Origin of the sequence: Paenibacillus camerounensis (assembly GCF_000723885.1) — a bacterium.
Taxonomy (GTDB): Bacteria; Bacillota; Bacilli; order Paenibacillales; family Paenibacillaceae; genus Paenibacillus_AQ; species Paenibacillus_AQ camerounensis.
The window spans coordinates 1-21,021 of sequence record NZ_CCDG010000011.1; the positions used below are offsets into that span (position 1 = coordinate 1).

Here is a 21,021-nt window from a genome sequence, read left to right on the forward strand (position 1 = left end):
GCCGGCGTACGCCGGCAAAGGTATTATTTTCGGGCATACACCAACCTTTAAAATAGGTGCCAAAGCAGGCGAGGTCTGGAGAAAGCCCGGGTTAACCGGCATCGATACCGGAGCAAAGCACAACTGCCGGCTGACGCTGCTGGATGTCCACAACGCTATTGCCTATTCCTGCTCGACTGAGGCCACCAGACAGTATTATAAGGATTTTAAAATAGAGGTACTGGAGGACAGGTGATGCTTATCACCGAAAATCCCGTTACTGGTCGCTATTCCCGCCTGCCGCAGCGGCAGTCCCGGTTCCTTTCTTCAAGGTTCCTATTACTAACAGCAGTAAAGGCAGCCCCAGCATATTCACAGGCATAGCGATGGGCACCCAGTAGCGCTGCAGATAATTGGTTGTAGCTTCAATTACATTTTGCGGAATCAGCGCAAAGACGAACATAACCGGAGCAATGAAGCCTATCATGATTCTCCAGCTCTTTATCTTAAGGAATTGTGCGGTTCCGTAGCTTACCAGGAAGAAATAGACGGCCAGCTTGACGAATACACTGGATACCCAGATTACGACAGGAACGGCATCGAAATTATCGATGAAGCCAAACAGTGAGATTTTCTGGGTCATTTCAAAAAAGGGATACCACATGTTAGGGCTAAGATTAACTCCGAGCACAGCAATGATAATGATTGTGGTCAATAGAACAATCAGGTTCGCAATCAATACCGCCCAGATGGTATAGGCCCGCCCCTTGCGCGGCTTGGACAAAAAGGAAGCAAACATCATATACTCGACTGAATGGCCCAGATATGAAGCAGGGGCCAGCGAGCCCCGAAAAATATCCTTCAAGCCGCTATCCGCATAGACGGGGAGAATATGCTTCAAGTTAATATTATTGCTGTTGGCAAACAGGACGAGTATGACCATTATTAGAATAATGGGCCCGAGGAATTCGCTGCAGCGTCCAATTCCTTCAATGCCTCCGGCATAGGTGGCATAAGCAATCAGCAGGACCATCAGCAGAATTACGAATTGCTTGGGCGTCTCCGGAAGCAGCATAATATTAACAAGGTCGGAAAACTGGCGGAGCACAATAGGGATAATCGTGTACCACTGTACAAGATAGATGACGATTACCAGCTTGCCCAGCCAGGTCCCAAATACCAAAGGCGCATAGTCGATTAGATTCTGGCCCGGAAAGATCCGGGCGACTGCCGTTACCAGTAAGGCAATGAGCAGTGCAATACAGCCTGCTGCAATAATGGAGAGCCATGCATCCTGCTTAGCAGCCTGCAGACTCGGAGTTAGCGTCATCACCAGGGTCATCCCGAGATTCATGCTTAAGATGATCCAGAATACCTGCATGCCGGAAATTTTCAGATTCATTGTGTGCATCCTCTTCATTTGATGATGTTGCTATTTTTCCAGATAAGCACGGCCATGTGTTTTGCCTAATTGCTCAATTTGAAATTCAACTTCAACCTGTACTGGCATTGCGGGGAAAATTTCGGCCCAGGAGCCTCTTATCTTTTTCCAGGAATAAGGGTGCTCAATATGGATCTCCTCACCCATGCCAAAGATGTCAGACTTCATTCCCTTCTGGACATGTGTGAGCAATTCTTCGAACCTGCCCTGTAATTGTCTGGAGAATTGCTGCTCTATGTTTTTTCTGTTCTTTTCATTGTCCAGATTCAGCCTTGTGTTGTTAGAGACTACCTTAACCACGGTGTGAAAAATGACTTTAGCCTCGGGATGATCGTCCACTATTCTGGTATGCACATGTACACTGCTCTCTGATGACTTTACACTTATGGTCCCTTTGTAATCCTTATCTTCAGGCTCTGCCTGAATTGTAAAGCTCAGACGGTAGGGGTCGCCAATCCACCAGCGCAGCAGCTCAAGCTCTGCGGGCTGAGTAAATCCGCTCAATTTATTGCCGAGGTAGACGGCAGCCCTGTCGATTGCTACTGATTCTTTATCTGTTCCCTTATGGATAATCCGGATGGCCGCAGTTACCGGCGATGTTCCGGGTGAGGCGAAGGCTTCCAGAAATTCATCGAACTTTACGGAGAAGCTTTGTCTGCTGCTCTGAATTTTGCTGATTGCGAGTGCCGGTATAAGTTCCATTGGATAGGGGGTGCTCAGTATTTCTTTGGCTGTTGCCCCATAGGCTGTTAAGACGTAGCTGTTGTAACGGGTCTCCGGGAACCGGGTAAAAAGATCCTGAACCTGATTAAGTCCTTGCCTCGCGTAATTTTCCCCGATCAGGAATACTTCCCTGTGGCCAAAATAAACGTATCTGGACATTTGCTGCTGTATCCGGCCCAGCGCCTCCTGCAAATCATTGCCTTTGGCCGAAATGACGACAACCTGCTTCTGGCTGCCCCCTGATTTCACAGCACTGGGTATGCCTGTTGGGAGCGCAATCTGATAGGATACCTCAATCAGTCCGCTATCCGTAAGATCGATCCCGCTGCCCATGATCAGTGCGAGATCATCCATTTCTCTGCGGTCCCAGCAGCCGGTCGTCATACAGAGGATAATCAGAAGAAGCATACATCTGCACGTCTTTACAAATCTGCTCATGTTCAATCCCACTCCAATTAATGCCTCGTATGTTTATGCCGCTTTTTTAAGGCTTGCCACGGGGCCCTCCATAATGTGTCAGCCAGTCCGTTGACCGTAATAGGGGCAACCGGGGACATATAGGGTACACCGAAGGAACGCAAATTCACCAGATGGACCAGGATGACGAGTAAGCCGATTCCCAGCCCGTACAGGCCGAACGTTGCAGCGAGCAGCATGAGCGGAAAGCGGATTATGCTGATAGCCTGGCTCATCCCCGGATTAGGGATCAGGAAGGAAGAGATCCCGGTAATAGATACGACAATGATGATTGTAGCCGAGATGATTCCGGCCTGAACGGCTGCTTGTCCGATAACCAGTGCACCTACAATGCTGATCGTCTGGCCGACCGGGCGGGGAAGGCGGATTCCGGCCTCGCGCAGGGCTTCAAAGGTAGTTTCCATAATCAGCGCCTCGACGATTGCCGGGAAAGGAACAACCTCACGTGCGGCGGCGAGGCTTAGTGTCAGGCTTGTCGGGATCATTTCCTGATGAAATGTTGTAACGGCAATAAAAATGGAGGGCAGTGCCATCGCAAAAAAGGCAAACAGATATCTCAGCCAGCGCAGCATAGTCGCAAACATAAATTTCATATAATAATCTTCTGCAGACTGAAAGCCGAACCAGAAGGTAACGGGCAGGATGAGCACCATAGGCGAGCCGTCAGTGATAACGGCTATCTTCCCCTCTATTAATGAACCTGTAGTCATGTCCGGGCGCTGGGTTGCCTGCATGACAGGGAACGGGGAATAAGGATGATCGCTGATTAATTCTTCGATATAACCGGATTCGAGGATACTATCCATATCAATGCCTGTTATCCGCCTTTTAACTTCCTCTACCACACTTTGGTCAGCGATCCCTTCAATGTACACGATGGTAATATCCGTACGGGAGAGGCTGCCGGCAGTAAGTTTTTCTGTTTTCAGCCGGGGGGTGCGGAGCCGGTGCCGGATCAGGGCCAGATTAATCGACATTTTCTCAATGAATCCGTAGCGCGGCCCGCGGATAACGGCTTCCGTTGACGGCTCATCCAGCGCGCGGTTCAGCTTATCCTTGAGCGAGAAGGCAAAGGCTTGCGCAGAGCCCTCAACAAACAGTATTGTCTCACCGCTGACAATACGTCTGGCGATTTCAGTCATATTCATCACTACTGAAGGCTGCACAATGGAAGAAAACCCGTATTTAAGCTGCTCCTGCAGCTGGGAAAGACTGCGGATTGGAGGTGTTGCTTCCTGCATAAGAGGCTCAAGGAAGCCATCATCCCACAGCTGCTTGTCAATCAGGACATCGAAGTAAACCACTACAGCGGGCATAGAGCCGAAGATGAGCAGCTCCCGTACAACCAGATCGCAGCAATTTGCGAATACCTGGGCAATGCATTTCTTGTTATCCTTCATCCGTTCGGAAATTTCGATATCGATTTCAGGTTCAAGTGCACTTGCTTTTTTGGCAAAAGGATCGGTTGCCCGTTTGTTTGCTCTCATCAGCCTGCCACCTCCAGAGCCTTTAATATTCACCATCAATTACCTCGTTATCCATTACAATTGGAAAAAGGCTATTCTTAGAGCGGTATCAGCCTCCAGGAATAGCCTTGTGTATAGGGTATATTTTCTCTGCTGCTGCAGATACTTCTTGCATGGTACACAAATGCTGGAAGAAAGGACGTGCAGGGCGGTGAAGGCTCTCGGTAAGATTATTGCATTCCTTATCATACTTGCTATATCCGGTGCAGTGCTCTATTATTCCACCGTGCCGGGAGGCTAGCTGAAATATTTGGCTACTATCTTTTCTGCTGTCCGTGTAGCCAGCGCCTGGGTTGTAAGTGTCGGATTGGGGCCGCCGATCCCATTGAAGTGCACACTGTTATCAGCAATGAACAAGCGTTTCACTTGAAAGGCTTCACAGTTGGTATCGGTCACATAGCCCATCCGCATCGTACTCTCCAGATGGAGCATGAAGCCAAAAGGGGTATCCGAGCGGATAATCTGCCTGGCACCGGCTTGCCGCAAGGTTTCAGACGCATATCTTGCCAGCTGATCACGCCGTTTGAGTGTCTTCGGGCTGGGGGTGTAATACACGATTGGAATCGGGCCATGCTCGTCTTTGAGCAGAGGGTCAACCTCAACCCGGTTCCGGTAAAGCGTATCATCATCCGTCAGGAGCAGCATGGTCATGGTCCGGCTATAATTCCTCATTAACTCCTTCAGCTGCGGACCAACGACCCGGCCGCGGATATTCCATGGCTCTCCGGGCTCCGGCGGGTTCAGTGCATTATAGCCAGCTTCACTGAAGCCATAGGTCAGAAAAGACATCAATCCCGGACTCAGGCAGGAGACCTGAAAGATTCCGGTACCCGGAATATCAACCCTGGCTCCTGAAGTATGGCCCACATAAGGGTAGACCTCGGGCAGGCCCATAATCCGCATAAGCTCCTTCTCCTCGAATACGCCGCCAACCCAATCGAAGCAATGATTGGTTAACCCTCTGCCGACCCATTCATTAAAAGGAAGGCTGGAATTCAGCCACAGCCGCGGTGTTTCGATGCAGCCGGCTGCCATAATAACCGTTCTGGCCGTCAGCTCTCCGATTTCTCCGGTCCATGTATCCCTGAACTGGACACCGGTGGCACGCAGGCCCTCCTTGGGGTCATGCGAGGTGAGGACTTTGATGACGAAGGAGTTGGGCCTGATCGCAACATTGCCGGTTTTTAGGGCGAGCGGTACATAGCTGACAAGTGTGCTGCGTTTGGCAATCCTGTCTACCGAAGGACCAGATGCACATCCGTTGACACAATTCCCCCTAAGCGTACATCCTTCCATATCCGACAGCTCTTCAAGTGAACAGCCGGGGTCCATCAGACGGTCGTTGGGAGGCAGAATGGCGTTCGGATTGGGGCGGTAGCCCGGAGTGGTTACGTTCAGCGTTGGATTCAGCTGCCAGCCGGCTTTTTTGGCACCATAATAAAAAAGCTCTTCCTTGGGGGTTGTGGGTGAGAATTGGACAGGCAAGGTAGCTTCGGCCTTCTCATAGTACGGAATCAGCTCCCGGTAGCTGAGCGGCCATACCTGATCAATGGCCTGGGGAAAAGCCCGCGGAGACTGTGACCAGTAATGCTGAGTCGTGCCGCCGACGCCGGAGGCCTGCCAGATGTCCCCCTTCTGCCGCATAATCCGGTGCCAGGGTGTACGGCGCCTGTCGGCAGGGCCAAAGCGAAAGGTGCCGGAAACCACATCATTCATATTGTTCTCGTATGAGTTGAAGACTTTTTTATAAATTCCGATATCCAGATCCTTATAATCAGAGCTCCAATCCCCGCCATGCTCACTGTTCGGGTTCGCCCAGTGCTTGTTGCCGTACCAGGCCCCCGCTTCCAGTACCAGAACCTTCAAGCCGGCTTCTCCCAGCTCCTTGGCGGCAACAGCACCGCCGCCGCCTGAACCGATAACGATGACATCAGCATCGAACATAGACTCAGCTGCACACAATAGATGTTCCTCCTCCTTGCCGCTCAATGGTCAATACACTGCCCATAAAGGCCCGGTAGCCCGGGACAACGCCCGGATAGCGCACCTGGCTCCAGCCCGGCGGGAAACACTCCAGCCTCCGTTCTGTCGGGACTCTCAGCCGGGTGCTTCCGTATGCCGGCCATTCCGAATAATTCCCGAACAGGGTCTGCCTGCTGATAAAATCTATCATGTACCGGACAATCCCCAGGTCATTCCGGTAGGGAGGCGGCAACGGGGCCAAATCAAGCTGATCCGACTGCTCCAGCATGGACAGCACCCGAATCCGGTCTGCAGGATGGAGATCGGCAAACGGGCACCCGGTCCGGCCAGCGCAGCAGGGAGGGGCCTGATTGTACCCTAATGCGGTAAACTGGGCTGCCCCATAATTGAGCAGCTCTGCTGTAGGAGCGGATAACGGTACTGCTGTCAGATAAAAGCCCTGCCAAAGGGACAGATTGTGGTCCAGTTCCCAGATTAAATACTCGTGGACACCGAATTGAACAGCTCCGGCAGATTGTACGTCCCCAGGCGCAGAACAGGCTGCTGTATAAGGAATGATAGCTTCGACTAGAGCGAGAAAGGTGATATAGGTATGGGGAGGGACTGCTGCGGCATAGGCTGCGGCCTGATGCATAATAAATCCTCCTTCAGATGAATCCCCTGATATAGATACCTATTCCCCTTCATGCATTTTCAGACGCTGTTCAGGCGGCGGAGCAGGAAAATTCGTAACGGGCTTATCTATGAGCGGCTGTTCTCTTTGGTATCCCGTGCGGCCTGTGCACCGACTTCGGCCTGCTGCATATACTCCCGCGGGGACATGCCGGTGACCTTCTTGAACACCTTGCTGAAATAGAAGGCGCTCTCATAGCCGAGCTTCTGCGAGATTTCATAGATCCGGCCTTCGCCGCGCAGCATCATCTCTTTGGCGGCTGTCATTTTGGTCTCGGTGATATATTCGACATAATTGACCTTGGCGGTCTTGGAGAACAAGTGGCTCAGGTAGTTGGGACTGAAGTTGAATACATCGGCTACCTGGTTGAGCGAAAGCTTGGAGCCAAGATTGCGTTTGATATACTCCTGGACATTCTTGACGATCTGCTCCTTGTAGCTCTGTCTCCGGGTGGACAGCATTTCCGATACGCCGTCGCGGAAGCAGACCAGCCAGCCGGCGATCTCTTCAATAGAATGCATCTGGTAGATTGCCCGGTAGCCCTCCGGCTCATGCCCGAAAATATGCTCAATCATTTCTTCACCGTCCGCCAGCAGGGAGGTAGCCATGTAGAGAATATTACAGGCCGCATCGGTGGCCGGAACGAGCAGGTCTGAACGCCCGTCGAAGATCTCAATCATTCTGGAGATGATGGCATAGAGCGCCTGGGTATCCATCTCCTCAAAGGCCCGGCGGATCTCCGAGCGCGACTCCGAGAAATCAAACAGCGGAAAGTCCTGCTCCGGCGGCTTACCCTCGGAGAAAAAGACGAAGGACTGGGCATTGACCGCAGCCGGCAGCGCTTTGCGGGCGGCGAGATAGCTCTCCCGCAGCAGATAAGGGTCCTCAACGGCAAAGCCGATTGCCCCGATAATCGTCACATTGAAATAGTTATGGAGCACAGAGGCCATATCGGCCAGCAGCTTGCGGGTATCCGGCATCCATAGCTGCGGATCGGTTCCGCAGACAGGCAGGGTTACGGCAAAGTTACGCAGGTCGAGGCTGGTTACATGGCAGGGCCTGATGGACGTAAGGGTATCCTTGGCCATCTGCACCGTGCTTGAGCAGAGGGCGACCAGCTTATCCCCGCGCGGCGGAACCGTGTCCGGGCCGAGAATCCGGCAGGTGCAGACCACATAGGCCGTGCCGCTGAGGTCGAGATCGAGATCCTCCTTTTGCAGCAGGTACTGGTTCTTGTTCTCGAACAGATTGTTGAACAGCCGGACGAAGAACTTATCGCGCTCGGCCTGCAGGTTGCCGCGGTGCCCCAGCTTGGGATAGCTCTCAATCGTCTGATATTCCCCGAGCAGGGTAATCGCCCGCTGGACAGAGGCAGCGAGCGTCTCCGGCGTCAGCTCCAGCTTCACCAGATAATCGGCAGCCTGCACTTCTATGGCGCTGCGCGCATATTCGAATTCCTCGTAGCTGGTCAGGATGATGAACAGGGGGACGCGGCCGTATTTTTTGCGGACCGAATCAGCGACCTGCAGACCGGTTTTAATCGGCATTTTGATGTCGCTGATTACAATGTCCGGGCGCAGGCTGTCGATCATTTCCTCTTCCTGGGCTCCGTTATGGGCGATACCGACAATCTCTATATTGTATTGCTCCCATTTGAGCATGGATTGCAAACCTATGCAGACAAGTGCCTCATCATCGGCAATCAGCAGCTTGATCAAGATTATCACTTCCTTGCTTGTAGTAGTGCAGACTATTCCTTCAGCTGGAACGGAATCATAATTTTCATCTGCGTATATTGTCCCGGCTTGCTCTCAATCGACAGCCCGTAAGGCTCCCCGAACGCCAGCTGCAGCCGCTCATTCACGCTGCGCAGTCCGATGTTCTCGAACAGCCCCTTTGCCCCATCCTCCTGCTTGGACAGAATATGCGAGATCTGTTCCTCCGGCATGCCGACCCCGTTATCCTCGACTGTAATCAGAATGTCGGCGAAGCCGCTTTTGGCCACGGTAATCTGGATGTCGCCTCTGCCTTTGGGCTCAATGCCGTGAAAAATCGCGTTCTCCACCAGCGGCTGCAGGGTAAAGCGCGGAATCAGGCCGGATAGCAGCTCCTCGTCCGCGATGCTCTGCACCATCGTTACCGTGCTGCCGTAGCGGTATTTCTGGATCAGGAAATAATCCTCCAGCAGGTTCAGCTCATCACGCAGCGGCAGCAGGCGGCGGTTGTCTTTGGCAATGCTGCGCAGCAGCCTTGACAGGGAGGTGGTCATTTCCGCGATACCTGTAGCATTCTGGATGGTAGCCATCCATTTGATCGAATTCAGCGTGTTATAGAGAAAATGGGGGTTGATCTGGTTCTGCAGCATCCGGTACTCCAGCTCCTGCTTCTGCTTCTCATCGGCCAGCCTGCTGTCCATCAGGGCAATGATATCCTGGGACAGGCGGTTAATACCCCGGCCTACATCCCCAAGCTCACTGTTCCACTCTATGTTGCGGTCGAGCAGGAAGTTGCCCTGGGCGATTTTGTCGATCCGTTTCTTCAATTTCTCCACCGGCAGGCTGATCGTCCGGGTCAGATACAGGGTAATAATGCCGCTGAGCACAAGTACTAACATACAGACGCCGAACATAATCGGTATCCATATATTTGCCTTTGGCGCGAACTGGTTGCCGGCAATGGTCTGGGTCAGCTCAACTCCGCTTCTGACCACGTAGGAGACGGCCAGCGTCCGCTCCTTATCTTCCAGACTGATCTCAGACAGCTTGGTCATCGGGCCGACAGGCTCGTCCTCGGTATAAGCGACGGGCTCGTAGGGGGTTGTAATCTGCTGTATTTTGTCACCGATAATCTCATAATGATTGGTGCCGAGCGTCAGCAGCAGGCGCGAATCCTCCGGCAGGGTGTAGCCCTTCAGCTTGTCGGTAATGACCGAGGTGTTGACCAGCAGGTAGACGGTCCCGATCCGGGAGGCATGGTCCCCGTAAATCGGCAGAATAAACGGAATGCCATAGGCGGTGGAGAGCGGGTCCTTGATCACCTGGTCATATTCCTCTGTAGCCTCGTTGTTCAGTCCGGTAATCTGGCCGATATTGTGGATCGTGAGCGGAGTGGACACACTGACTGAATTATCGAGCTGCAGGAATTTTCCGTTATTATCCGTTACGATCAGCCGGCGGACATAATTGTAGGAGCGGTTAATCTGAAAATCCTCCTGCATCGAGCTGAATACATCCAGCGCATCCCTGGCCTTGGCATCGGGTGATTCGAAATAATCCGCCAGCAGCGTATTAGTAGTAGAATTAGTACTGCTGGTCATTGCCAGCACGGACAGGTTGAGCAGGTCTTGTTCTATAATATGGGAGACAAGCTGCAGATTGAACTCGGTTGCCTGGATTGTCGTTTTACGCTGATAATAGGAAATGAGCTCATAGCTGAAAAAGGACAGCATGGTCGCGATCAGCAGTGCAAACACAATCATAATCAGGATGATGCGGCTTTTGATGGTAGATCTTCTATTCGTGATGATTCTCTCCTTTATCAATAAAAAAATGGATTGAAGCGTTTACAATAATGCCGGTTAACGGCAGAGAATGCATTATAACCACCATAGCATATTCCTGTATTTCAAAATAGAGGGGGAGGCAGGAACCGGGAATTTTACAGGTTTTGAATAGAAAATTACAGGTCGAGGACAATGAAAGCGCAAACAGAACACAAAAGTGAATGATCTGAGCAGGAAAATACATCCCATCCCGGGCTGTAACCCGGTAGAATGTGAAATAGCTTCAGAAGATGATGACTGGTCAACAAAACAAGAAGAAAAGGGGATAAATCAATGAATTACAAAAGAGTGTATGGCATGACCTTTACTGCAATGCTCTCCGTGGGCCTGCTGGCGGGCTGCTCCGGCAACAACAATAATGCCCAGAACAATGCCGCTGCTACTGCTGCTCCTGCCGGAACCAATGCAAGCGCTTCCTCCGAACCGAGCCAGGAGCCTGTTACCCTGAAATGGGCGCTGTGGGATTGGGAAGCAACCGCTTACTATAAACCGCTGATCGAGGCTTACCAGAAAGAGCATCCGAACGTGACAATCGAGTACGTTGACCTTGGCTCCACCGACTATATGACGATGCTGAGCACGCAGCTGTCCGGCGGTGCCGATCTCGATATCCTGACCATCAAGGACATTCCGGGCTACTCCAACCTGGTGAAGCAGAACCATCTTGAGCCGTTAAAAGGCTTCATGGGCACAAACAGCATTGATCCGGCGCTGTATGGCGGTACTGTAGAGCAGATTGAAGTGAACGATGAAGTGTATGCACTTCCTTTCCGCAGCGACTTCTGGATCGTGTATTACAATAAAGACCTGTTCGACAAGGCAGGGGTTGAATATCCGAGCAACGATATGACCTTCGACCAATACGATGAGCTGGCCAGAAAGATGACCTCCGGCAGCGGCGCGGAAAAGGTATACGGTGCACATTATCACACCTGGCGCAGTGCGGTTCAGCTGTTCGGCATCCTGGACGGCAAGAACACTGTAGTGGACGGAAGCTACGATTTCCTGAAGCCTACCTATGAGCGTATCCTGAAAGAGCAGGAAGACGGTATCGTGATGGATTATGCAACACTGAAGACCTCCAGCACGCACTATTCCGGCGTATTCTACAACAACTCCGTTGCCATGATGAACATGGGCAGCTGGTTCATCGCCACCCAGATTGAAAAGGTGAAAAGCGGCGAGTCCCAGGCAACCAACTGGGGTATCGTGAAATATCCGCATCCGGACGGCGTTGAAGCGGGAACCACACTGGGAACCATCACTTCCCTGGCGGTTAACCAGAAGTCCGAGCACAAGGAAGCTGCCCTTGATTTCATGAAGTTCGTAACTGGTGAGGACGGTGCTTCTGTCATTGCTTCCACAGGTACGATTCCGGCGATCAAAAATGATGAGGTTATCAGCTCGATCACTTCCATCGACGGTTTCCCTGCAGACGACAACAGCAAGGCTGCCCTGACTACTGTGCAGACTTACCTGGAAATGCCTATGCATGAGAAGAGCGCGGATATCGAAGTCATCCTGAATGAAGCGCATGACAACATCATGACCAAGAATGCGACGATTGACGAAGGCCTGAAGGACATGAATACCCGTGTGCAGTCGCTTTTGAACAACTAAGGCAGGATATAGCGGTAATTCTCAGGGGGCGGGCCATGCCCGCCCTTTGCATAGAAGGTTTGGAGGAGAAGGAATGCAAAATGAAACCGTACTTAGACCAAAAAAAGCCCCCAAAAGCATACTGTCCAAGGGCGTCCGGGATCATCTCGTAGCATACAGCTTTATTGCGCCGAACTTTATCGGCTTTGCCATCTTTACGCTTGTCCCTATGTTCTTTGCGTTTGTCCTGGCATTTGTCAAGTGGGACGGAGCCAATCCGATGGAATTCGTCGGCTTTGACAACTTTGCCCGGCTGATCAAGGATACCACCTTCCATAAAGCGCTGTGGAACACGATTGTGTATACCATCGGCGTTGTACCGTTCACGATGGCTGTTGCCCTTGCGCTGGCTATTCTGCTGAACCAGAAGATTATTGCCCGTAACTTTATGCGTACTGTTTTCTTCTTCCCCTATGTTGCTTCGCTTGTAGCGGTGGCGGCAGTGTGGAACTTTATTTTCAGCCCGACTATGGGCCCTGTGAACAATATCCTGCATCTGATCTCCGGCGTTCCGATTGAGGATCTGCCCCGCTGGGCGGCGGATAAAGAGTGGGCGATGTTCACAGTCATCCTGTTTACGGTCTGGAAAAATATGGGGTACTACATGGTTATCTACCTTGCAGGCCTCCAGGGGATCAACCCGGAATTATATGAGGCTGCTGAGCTCGACGGCGCAGGCGCCTGGAGACGGTTCCGCAATGTGACCGTTCCGCAGCTGGCACCCACGACGTTCTTTGTCCTGATGATCCTGGTCATTAATTCGTTCAAGGTCTACGATATCTTCATCAACCTGTTTGCCGGTGCCGACAATCAGCTGAACGACTCAACAAGAGTAATGGTCTATCAAATCTACAACACGGCGTTCCGTTCGCTTGATTACGGATATGCCAGCGCCATGGCTATTGTGCTGTTCCTGCTGGTGCTTGGTATTACCATTGTCCAGTTCCGCGGCGAGAAGAAGTACGGATAATAGGGGGATATGAATGATATGGTAGGTTCTAATAAAATCTTCAGAGTCAGCGTAAAAGTATTAGTATACGCTTTGCTCGCTGTAGCAGTCTTCTGTATGCTGATTCCTTATGTATGGATGCTGTCCTCATCACTTAAGATGAACAAGGATGTCTTTTCCTTCCCGATGCAGTGGATTCCGGATGTGCCGCGCTGGCAAAATTTTGTGGACATCTGGACCCGGATTCCGCTGGGCCGCTTCATCTATAATACGGCCAAGCTGTCCGTAGTTGTTACGATTCTGCAGCTGCTGACCTCAAGCTTCGCGGCCTATGCATTCTCCAAGCTGCAGTTCAAAGGGAAGAATATCCTGTTCCTCGGCTATATCGCTACCATCGCGATTCCTTGGCAGGCCTATATGGTACCGCAGTTCATCATGATGCGTTCGCTCGGGCTGAATAACACGCACTTGTCCATTATTCTGCTGCAGGCCTTCTCGGCATTCGGGGTGTTCCTGATGCGCCAGTTCTACCAGGGGGTGCCGGATGAATTATGTGAAGCGGCGCGGATTGACGGTCTCAGCGAATACGGAATCTGGGCCAGAATCATGCTCCCGCTATCCAAGCCGGCCCTGTCAACACTGACTATCTTCACCTTTGTCAACACCTGGAACGACTTCCTCGGACCGATGATCTATCTGACCAAAACCGAGCTGAAGACGATTCAAATCGGACTCCGCATGTTCATATCCCAGTATTCCGCTGAGTACGGGCTGATTATGGCGGCCAGTGTTGTATCTATTATTCCGGTAGTGATCGTGTTCCTGGCGCTGCAGAAGTATTTCGTGCAGGGTGTTGCAGCTTCAGGGGTTAAAGGCTAGAGAGAATTACAGTGATGTGCAAGCCTGGCAGTTGCCTTACCCGCAAGCTGCCAGGTTTGTTTGTCTATGCCTTGTCTGTCTGTCCGAAGCTTTCTGAGATCGCATTACTTGTCCGGAAGCAGTCCAGAAGCTGTCCGGAAGCTGTCCAAGGTATATTTTTTTAGAAACACATGTATACGCTTTCTTTTGGTTTTGGTTTGCCCACTTTAACGATTGAAGGAGGACAAGTGAATGAACAGAAAGCCAGTATCCGGCAAAAAGCTATTTTCCATCCTGATGACGGCCATGCTCGTGCTCGGAATGTTTCCGGGACCCGGCCAGCCGGCTGCATCTGCTGCAACTGCAGTTAACGTCTACGCAGCTGCTTATATGGGGGCCAAGAATGCGGCGGGCACCAATCTGCCGGAGAGCGTTAATATCGGAGGCAGCAGTACGGCTGTCAGCTGGAAGATCGGGGAAGACACGTTCGCAGTACCTTATGAAACGGTAACCGTGAGCGGCACAACGGCCAGCGGCCCGGTTACCGCCAGCGCTCTGGTTATTCCGCCCGCGGATTATACGCTTGCATATTTTGTGGACAGCGGCCGGGGCGGAGACTCGGTAGGGAACGGGCCTACGGCCTCCCCGCTGTATGAAGCGGTCAAAGCCCTCAGCGGCGGGAGCCTGATTAACCAGGCACCAGACCAGCGCTATGTCAGCGGCTCTACTGCCTGGGGCTTCGACGACTCTGTGCAGAAGATCAAAAATTCCAAGGACGGCGGACACACTGATCCTGCTGCAGATCCTTCTGTCTGGGTGGTGGGTGTACGCGCTGCTAACGATAATATCGTCTACCAGCTGAAGGCGCTTGAAGCCGGAACCTACACGCTAAGCAGCGGCTTCTACGACTGGTACGGCAGCCGTTCGCGGGTTATTCAGCCGCGGATTGAGTACCAGGATACAAGCGGCGGTAAGCATACGTTGTCATTGAATGAGTTCAATATCAATGCCTCCAAGATTCACTCAGGAGAATTTACAGTTCCCGCAGATGCAGACACCAGCGCTCCAATGACGCTGACATATGCCTCTATCTCCGGTGAAAAGCCGATCCTCAGCTGGTTCGCCATTGCTGAAGGCGGAATTAAATCGATTCTGGAGGATGCACGGACAAATGCTGCCTCAATGGTACAGGTTCTGCTGAACGGCAATGACATTCAGCCGGACAATGAGAACGGCCTTACATTTAAGGGCTTCGGCGTGCTTAGCGCCAACAGCACCAGTGCACTCCTGATGGATTACAAGTCAGAGCAGCCGGATAAATATGCGGAAATGCTGCAGATCCTGTTCGGCGGCGAGCATCCGCTTATGACTCATGTCAAAATTGAGATGGGCAATGACCGCAACAACTCCACCGGTCCGGACCCGGCCACGATGCGTACCGCAGATGAAGAGGTTAACGTCAAGCGTCATCCCGGCTTCCAGCTGGCAGCCGATGCGAAGGCGGTTAATCCGGACCTCAAGGTCAGCATCCTGCGCTGGAGTGCTCCGGCCTGGGCGGATAATAACGATAAAATCTATACCTGGTACAAAAACACGATTCTGGAGGCTTACCGGCAGTATGGTTACATGACCAGCTACGTTAACCCGCACATTAACGAGCACGCGCCGGATATAGAGTGGACCAAGCAATATGCAGACAAGGTAAAGAACGATAAAGAGGGCTTTGCCAGTGCGGAGGAGCAGGCGCTGTATAACCGGATTCAAGTGGTTATCTCCGATGAGGTCGGCATCGGCTCCTTCGGCAGTGCAATGGTAAGCGATGAATCGCTGCGTAATGCCGTACCGGTTGCCGGCTATCACTACAATACCGATGATGATGCCGCAGGCAATTTCAAAAAGCTTGCCGAGCAGTATGACATTGAGATCTGGAACAGCGAGGCGCAGGCTACATTCAGCAACTCGGCGTTCCGTCCCAATAACAATGTGAAGGACCCGACAACTGCCGGAACGGGAATCGGCGGGGTAGGCGGTCCGCTGGAAATGAGCAACACGATTATTAAGGGGTTTGTGAATTCACGCCGTACGCATTTTATTTACCAGCCGGCAATCGGCTCCTTCTATGAAGGCGGACAATACTCCTTCAAGGAGCTGGTCAGCGCACGCGACCCTTGGTCAGGCTGGATTCACTATGACGCAGGCCTGGTCATTCTGCAGCATTACAGCCGGTTCGCAGAGCTGGGCTGGGAAAATGAAGATAACACGGCAGGCATCTGGAGAGCCGTTCCCAAAGCCAGCTCTACCGGTGCTACAGGAACTAACCCGGTCAACGGGCGCAATGGAACGCCAAGTTACATTACGCTTGCTGCCCCGGACAAAAGCGATTTCTCGACCGTCATTGTAAATGACAGCGAGTACGCCAAAACCTACAAGCTGCAGGCCGTCAATATGGGTTACACCGGCAATCCGTCCTTAGAGGTTTGGGAGACCCGTGCAGCTGACGCCGGAGAGGCGTTCAACAGCAATTACATGCAGTATCTCGGCGATGTTGCCGCAGACGGCGGCGGTGTATACACCGTGAAAGTGAAGCCGTATTCGACAGTTACAGTAACCACACTGGATACCGAGGACAAAGCGGAATATAACACCCCGCTGCCTGTGGAAGGCGAACGGACGGTGCTGGATACCGATGCAACAGGAGCGGTGCAGAATACGGGAGACAAATTCCTGTACGCCGATGATTTTGACTATTCGGACCGGACCGTTGTTAAGATCGGAGAGGGCGGAAAGGCTGCAGGCACCGAGAGCTATATCGAATCCCGTGGCGGATCAAAAGGTGCCATTCCGCGCTATACCCATGACCGCAACGGCGCATTTGAGGCTTACCTGCCGGACGGGTCGGATAATTATGTTCTCCGCCAGCAGCTCGACCGGAGCCTTATGGGCCTTGGCGGCACCTGGAACGGCGGCGATCCGGTGACAGCCATCGGCGACAACCGCTGGACGAATTACAAAGCCAGCGTAGACGTTTCGTTTGAGCATAACAGCACTGAGGGAAGTGCCAATTACGCGGCAATTGGTGCCCGCTATCAGGGCGGCGGCAGCTCGCACACCATTGGCGGTACCCCATATGTACTGAAATTCTGGTTCGACGGCGGCTGGCAGCTGCTGGTGAACGGCGGCGCTGTGGCCAGCGGGAATGCGGCTACAGGGACCGGGGGCGTGACAATCGAAGACTTCAATACGGCCCATGATGCCTGGCATAACCTTGCGATTCAGGTTGCCGGAGCCACAGTGACCGCCTATCTGGACGGAGAGAAGCTGGCGGCTTATACCGATCCGGCTCCTGAATTGTCCGGCCGGGTTGATCTGGCCAGCGGTTACTATCATGTCCGGTTTGACAACCTGAAGGTGGAGACGGTGGACGGCTATGCACCGTACTACTCCGAGCTGCTGGACAATCTGGAAATGTACGATTTGACTGCAAGTGCCAATCCTAAGCTGTCCTACAGCGGGAACTGGAATCATGCCAACGGTGCAGGCATGTTCATCTATCAGCGTTCCACATCCACCAGCCAGGAGGCCGGAGCGACGCTTACGTATACGTTTGAAGGCACCGGGCTGGATATTCTGGGGCCGAATGACGGATCAGCGAAGCTCGAAGTGACAGTGGACGGCAAGACTGCTGTGCAGTCGGCGGAAACCATGGCCTCGAAGGAGCTATATCAGACCTATTCGCTGCGCGGGCTGAAATACGGCCAGCATACGGTAGAGATTAAAGTATTGAGCGGAACACTGCTTGTGGATGCCGCAGCAGTTATCTCCGGGGCAGTGCAAGGCTCACCGGATACGGCGGCGCTTACCGCAGCGGTGAGTGCAGCGAAGGAAACAGTGAAGCTGGACGAATATGCCGAGGCAGACTGGCAGCTGTTTACGGCAGCACTGGACAGTGCCGAGGCTGCACTGGCTGATATCGCCGCTTACCGGCTGGATCAGGAAGGAGCGGCGCAGCTGGCAGGGCGTCTGGTCTCGGCGCAGAATCAGCTGACCACGGGCGATCTGCGGGAGCTGGCTGTTCTGCCGGACACCGCGACTTATGCCGGCAAGCTGCCTGTTCTTCCGCAGCAGGTGGAAGCGACTCGGGCGGACGGCAGCAAGCTGCCTGTAACCGTGAAGTGGAATACGGCGGAAGTCAGCTTTGATACGCCGTATGACAGAGTGGCGGTTACAGGTACGTACGGCAACCTCAAGACGGTTGTTTATGTAGAGGTCGTGCCGCAGGGTCTGGTTTATTTTGTGGACCCGGGCGTAGCTGCGGAAGGGGATACTCCGCCTTATACCGTTGTTAAGGAGCTGGTTGGTACCGGTCTGCTGAATGAACAGGCGGATCAGCTCTCAACGGGAGACACGGTATGGGGACATACCAATACCGGAGCAAATTACGGCATGAAAGGGCTCGGGGGTGCGGTGGTTACCACGGATAAGTCGCAGACCGGGGTCTACGGCTCCAACACCAGAAATAATCCGCTGGTATATCTGTTCCCGTTGGAGGCGGGCAAATATACCGTTACCTCCTTCCACAGGGACTGGTGGAGCAATGCTAACCGAACGATGGACATCACCGTCAGCTATAACGATGCTGAGGGCAAGGCGGTGACGGAAACGGTGCGCACCGGGGTGGTTGCAGGACTGAACGGCGTTATGCTTAATCATGACTTCACCCTGCCGGTGAGCGGAACGGTGAAGTATACAATTAACAACACATATTCAGGCAATCAGGCTGCGCTGGTCAGCTATGTGGCTATAGCCAGAGATAAGACCATTGTTGCCAATGAGCTGGCCGTGAATGAGGCTAAGAGCATTATTGAGGGAGCGGCTTTTAATGTGAAAAAGGAAGCTGCCAACAGTGAAGAGGCGGTGCAGGCCTGGCTGCAGCAGACGATTTCCGGGTTGAAAGGCTTGAGTGAAACAGGCGTGACACTGGGAGACGTGACCTTTACTGCTTTCCAGGAAGCGACTGAGGACACCGCGGGAAGCTTCAGCTTTACTGTAACGCTAAGCAAAGGTGAAGCGCTGGCTGCGGGTTCGGCCAGCGGTACGATTACCTTGCCGGAGCCGGATGTAACACCACCGGTAATTACCCTGATCGGTGACCGGATGGTTAATGTTAAGCTCGGAGCGGAATATACAGATGCCGGAGCAACAGCAGCCGATGAGGTGGACGGCGATCTGACAGACCGGATTGTTACCACGGTCAGCAGCGAGGTGTATGGGCTGACAGAACTCGATACGTCTATAGCAGATGTGTATACCTTCTACTATAACGTCAGTGATGCTGCAGGCAACAAGGCGCTGGAAGTAACAAGAAAAGTGGTTGTAGCCGAAGATCCGGATACAGTAAAACCGGTTATTACTTTGCTTGGTGAGCCAGCTGTAGAACTGGAGAACGGCGCAGCGTATACCGATGCCGGCGCGACGGCAGAGGATGACCGGGATGGGGATCTTACCGCTCAGATTATAGCGACCCTTACAAAAGGCGGCGAGCCGGTATCTGTGCTGGATACCACGGAAGCGGGCACTTATCTCTACCATTATAATGTGAGTGATGCGGCGGGCAATGCGGCAGCAGAGGTTACCAGAACCGTAAACGTTGCTGAGAAAGAGCAGCCGCCGGTAACGGAACCGACGCCAACTCCGGCGCCGACGGATGCGCCTGTGCAGACTGCTCCACCGGTGGCGGCTACACCGACACCTGCGGTGCAGACTGTACGGACACTGGAGCAGAAGGATATTCCTGCCGCTGCAGACGGAGCCGTTACGGTTCAGCTGGCTGAAGGCACAGAATCCGTCGTGCTTCCGGCAGGTGTTCAAGGATTGACCGGCAGCAGTACACTGCGGTTAGCGTGGAGTAATGCTGCAGTGGAATTCACTCCTGATGCGCTGAAGAGCATTGTAGAGAAAGCAGCAGGGCAGACTCAAGCTGATCAGGTACGCATCAGGCTGACAGGACTGAAGACCCCTGCAGCTGCGGCCGAGCAGCTGATCAACAATCAGGCTGCGGGCAGTTCACTCCGCTTGTCTGCGGCAGGGGATGTCATCAGCTTCAGTCTGGAGACTGTTGCTGCAGACGGCACTGCTACAAAGGTAACAGCGTTTGATGTACCGCTGTCTCTGACCTTCAGTGTTGACGGTGATGCCAACCCCGATCTGCTCGGCGTGTACTATATTGCCGGGGATGGAAAGATTGAGTATGTCGGCGGCACGCTGAAGGACGGGAAAATGACAGCAGCAGTCAGTCACTTCAGCCAATATGCAGTGCTGGAATATGACAAGAGCTTCGCGGATGTCGGCAGCAGCATGTGGGCCGGCAGCGTAATCAAGTCGCTGGCCGCCAGACATATTATTGAAGGAATTTCCGCTGCGGAGTTTGCGCCGCAGGGGCAGGTGACAAGAGCGCAGTTCGCGGCGATGATCGCCCGCGCGCTCGGCCTGGAGGCTGCGGCTGGAACAGCTCCGGCGTTCCGGGATGTTGAGACTGGAGACTGGTACGCTGACAGCATAGCTGCCGTTAATCAGGCAGGGATTGTACTGGGACGCACAGCAGATACCTTCGTTCCTGATAGCAGCATTACCCGTGAGGAAATGGCTGTGATGGTCGTGCGGGCTTACGAGTATCTGCAGGGTGAGAAGGCGCAGGCAGCTTCTGCCGGTTCGTTCAGTGACCAGCTGCAAATCAGCGGCTGGGCAGAGGAGGCAGTAAACATCGCTGTAGAGGCAGGACTTCTGCAGGGACGCGGCGGCCGGCAGTTTGCTCCGCAGGCGCTGATGACCCGCGCCGAAAGTGCGCAGGTGATCTACAATCTGCTGAAGCAGCAGTAGGATTGCAAGCAAGAAGCCCGGCCGCCTGCGCAATATGCTGGCGGCCGGGCTTCTATTCGGCAGAGCGGAAGACGAAGTAATGGAACGCTTGAGGAATTAGGCGGATTTCCTCCAGCTAATTCCGTGTTTTTTAGGCGATGACTATGATTAGTTGGAATGAATCCGCTTACTTGGTGTGAATGAGGCATCGGGAGGGAATATCGCGCATTTTAAGTGGAGTTTTTCCCGCTAATACGTTGTGAGAGGCGTTTTGCCGAGAGATAGGTGGAGAAATTCCATTTAGCTAAGAGCATATTGGTCATAGTTCGGGCAAAC

The 21,021-nt window shown here is 53.0% G+C and carries 11 protein-coding genes and 1 pseudogene; 5 read left to right on the forward strand and 7 right to left on the reverse strand.

Annotated features, from left to right (window positions below):
• A pseudogene (locus BN3772_RS04315) lies at window positions 1-235 on the forward strand (hypothetical protein); the annotation flags it as partial.
• Window positions 236-256: 21 nt separating this feature from the next.
• Here BN3772_RS04315 and BN3772_RS04320 read toward each other — a convergent pair.
• From BN3772_RS04320 to BN3772_RS04350, 7 genes are all read right to left on the reverse strand, one after another.
• Window positions 257-1,381 carry a GerAB/ArcD/ProY family transporter gene (locus BN3772_RS04320; RefSeq protein ID WP_042197063.1) on the reverse strand — a complete coding sequence of 375 codons (1,125 nt, stop codon included), beginning with the start codon at window positions 1,379-1,381 and terminating at the stop codon, window positions 257-259.
• Window positions 1,382-1,411: 30 nt separating this feature from the next.
• Window positions 1,412-2,581: a Ger(x)C family spore germination protein gene (locus BN3772_RS04325; RefSeq protein ID WP_042197064.1), complete on the reverse strand. Its 1,170-nt coding sequence runs from the start codon at window positions 2,579-2,581 to the stop codon at window positions 1,412-1,414.
• A gap of 17 nt (window positions 2,582-2,598) precedes the next feature.
• Window positions 2,599-4,107, reverse strand: a complete 1,509-nt coding sequence (locus BN3772_RS04330; protein WP_042197066.1) for a spore germination protein — start codon at window positions 4,105-4,107, stop codon at window positions 2,599-2,601.
• A gap of 276 nt (window positions 4,108-4,383) precedes the next feature.
• Window positions 4,384-6,090 (reverse strand): GMC family oxidoreductase N-terminal domain-containing protein, encoded by a 1,707-nt coding sequence (locus tag BN3772_RS04335; RefSeq protein WP_042197384.1) that lies wholly within the window; start codon window positions 6,088-6,090, stop codon window positions 4,384-4,386.
• A gap of 4 nt (window positions 6,091-6,094) precedes the next feature.
• Entirely contained in the window at window positions 6,095-6,763 is a 669-nt protein-coding gene (locus tag BN3772_RS04340; RefSeq protein WP_042197068.1) for a hypothetical protein, read from the reverse strand.
• Between the two features lie 107 nt (window positions 6,764-6,870).
• The gene (locus tag BN3772_RS04345; protein ID WP_042197070.1) at window positions 6,871-8,520 is read right to left on the reverse strand and encodes a helix-turn-helix domain-containing protein; all 1,650 of its coding nucleotides are present in this window, start codon (window positions 8,518-8,520) and stop codon (window positions 6,871-6,873) included.
• A gap of 32 nt (window positions 8,521-8,552) precedes the next feature.
• Window positions 8,553-10,280, reverse strand: coding sequence for a sensor histidine kinase (locus tag BN3772_RS04350; protein WP_086074398.1), 1,728 nt, complete (start codon window positions 10,278-10,280; stop codon window positions 8,553-8,555).
• A gap of 357 nt (window positions 10,281-10,637) precedes the next feature.
• On the opposite strand from BN3772_RS04350, the gene BN3772_RS04355 reads away from it, so the two are divergent.
• The 4 genes from BN3772_RS04355 (at window position 10,638) to BN3772_RS04370 (ending at window position 20,706) form a co-directional block, all read left to right on the forward strand.
• Entirely contained in the window at window positions 10,638-11,984 is a 1,347-nt protein-coding gene (locus BN3772_RS04355) for an ABC transporter substrate-binding protein (protein ID WP_086074399.1), read from the forward strand.
• 73 nt (window positions 11,985-12,057) lie between these two features.
• Window positions 12,058-12,993: a carbohydrate ABC transporter permease gene (locus tag BN3772_RS04360; protein ID WP_042197074.1), complete on the forward strand. Its 936-nt coding sequence runs from the start codon at window positions 12,058-12,060 to the stop codon at window positions 12,991-12,993.
• Between the two features lie 18 nt (window positions 12,994-13,011).
• Window positions 13,012-13,851, forward strand: coding sequence for a carbohydrate ABC transporter permease (locus tag BN3772_RS04365; protein WP_086074400.1), 840 nt, complete (start codon window positions 13,012-13,014; stop codon window positions 13,849-13,851).
• Between the two features lie 231 nt (window positions 13,852-14,082).
• Window positions 14,083-20,706, forward strand: coding sequence for an S-layer homology domain-containing protein (locus tag BN3772_RS04370; RefSeq protein ID WP_086074401.1), 6,624 nt, complete (start codon window positions 14,083-14,085; stop codon window positions 20,704-20,706).
• The last annotated feature ends 315 nt before the right edge of the window (window positions 20,707-21,021 follow it).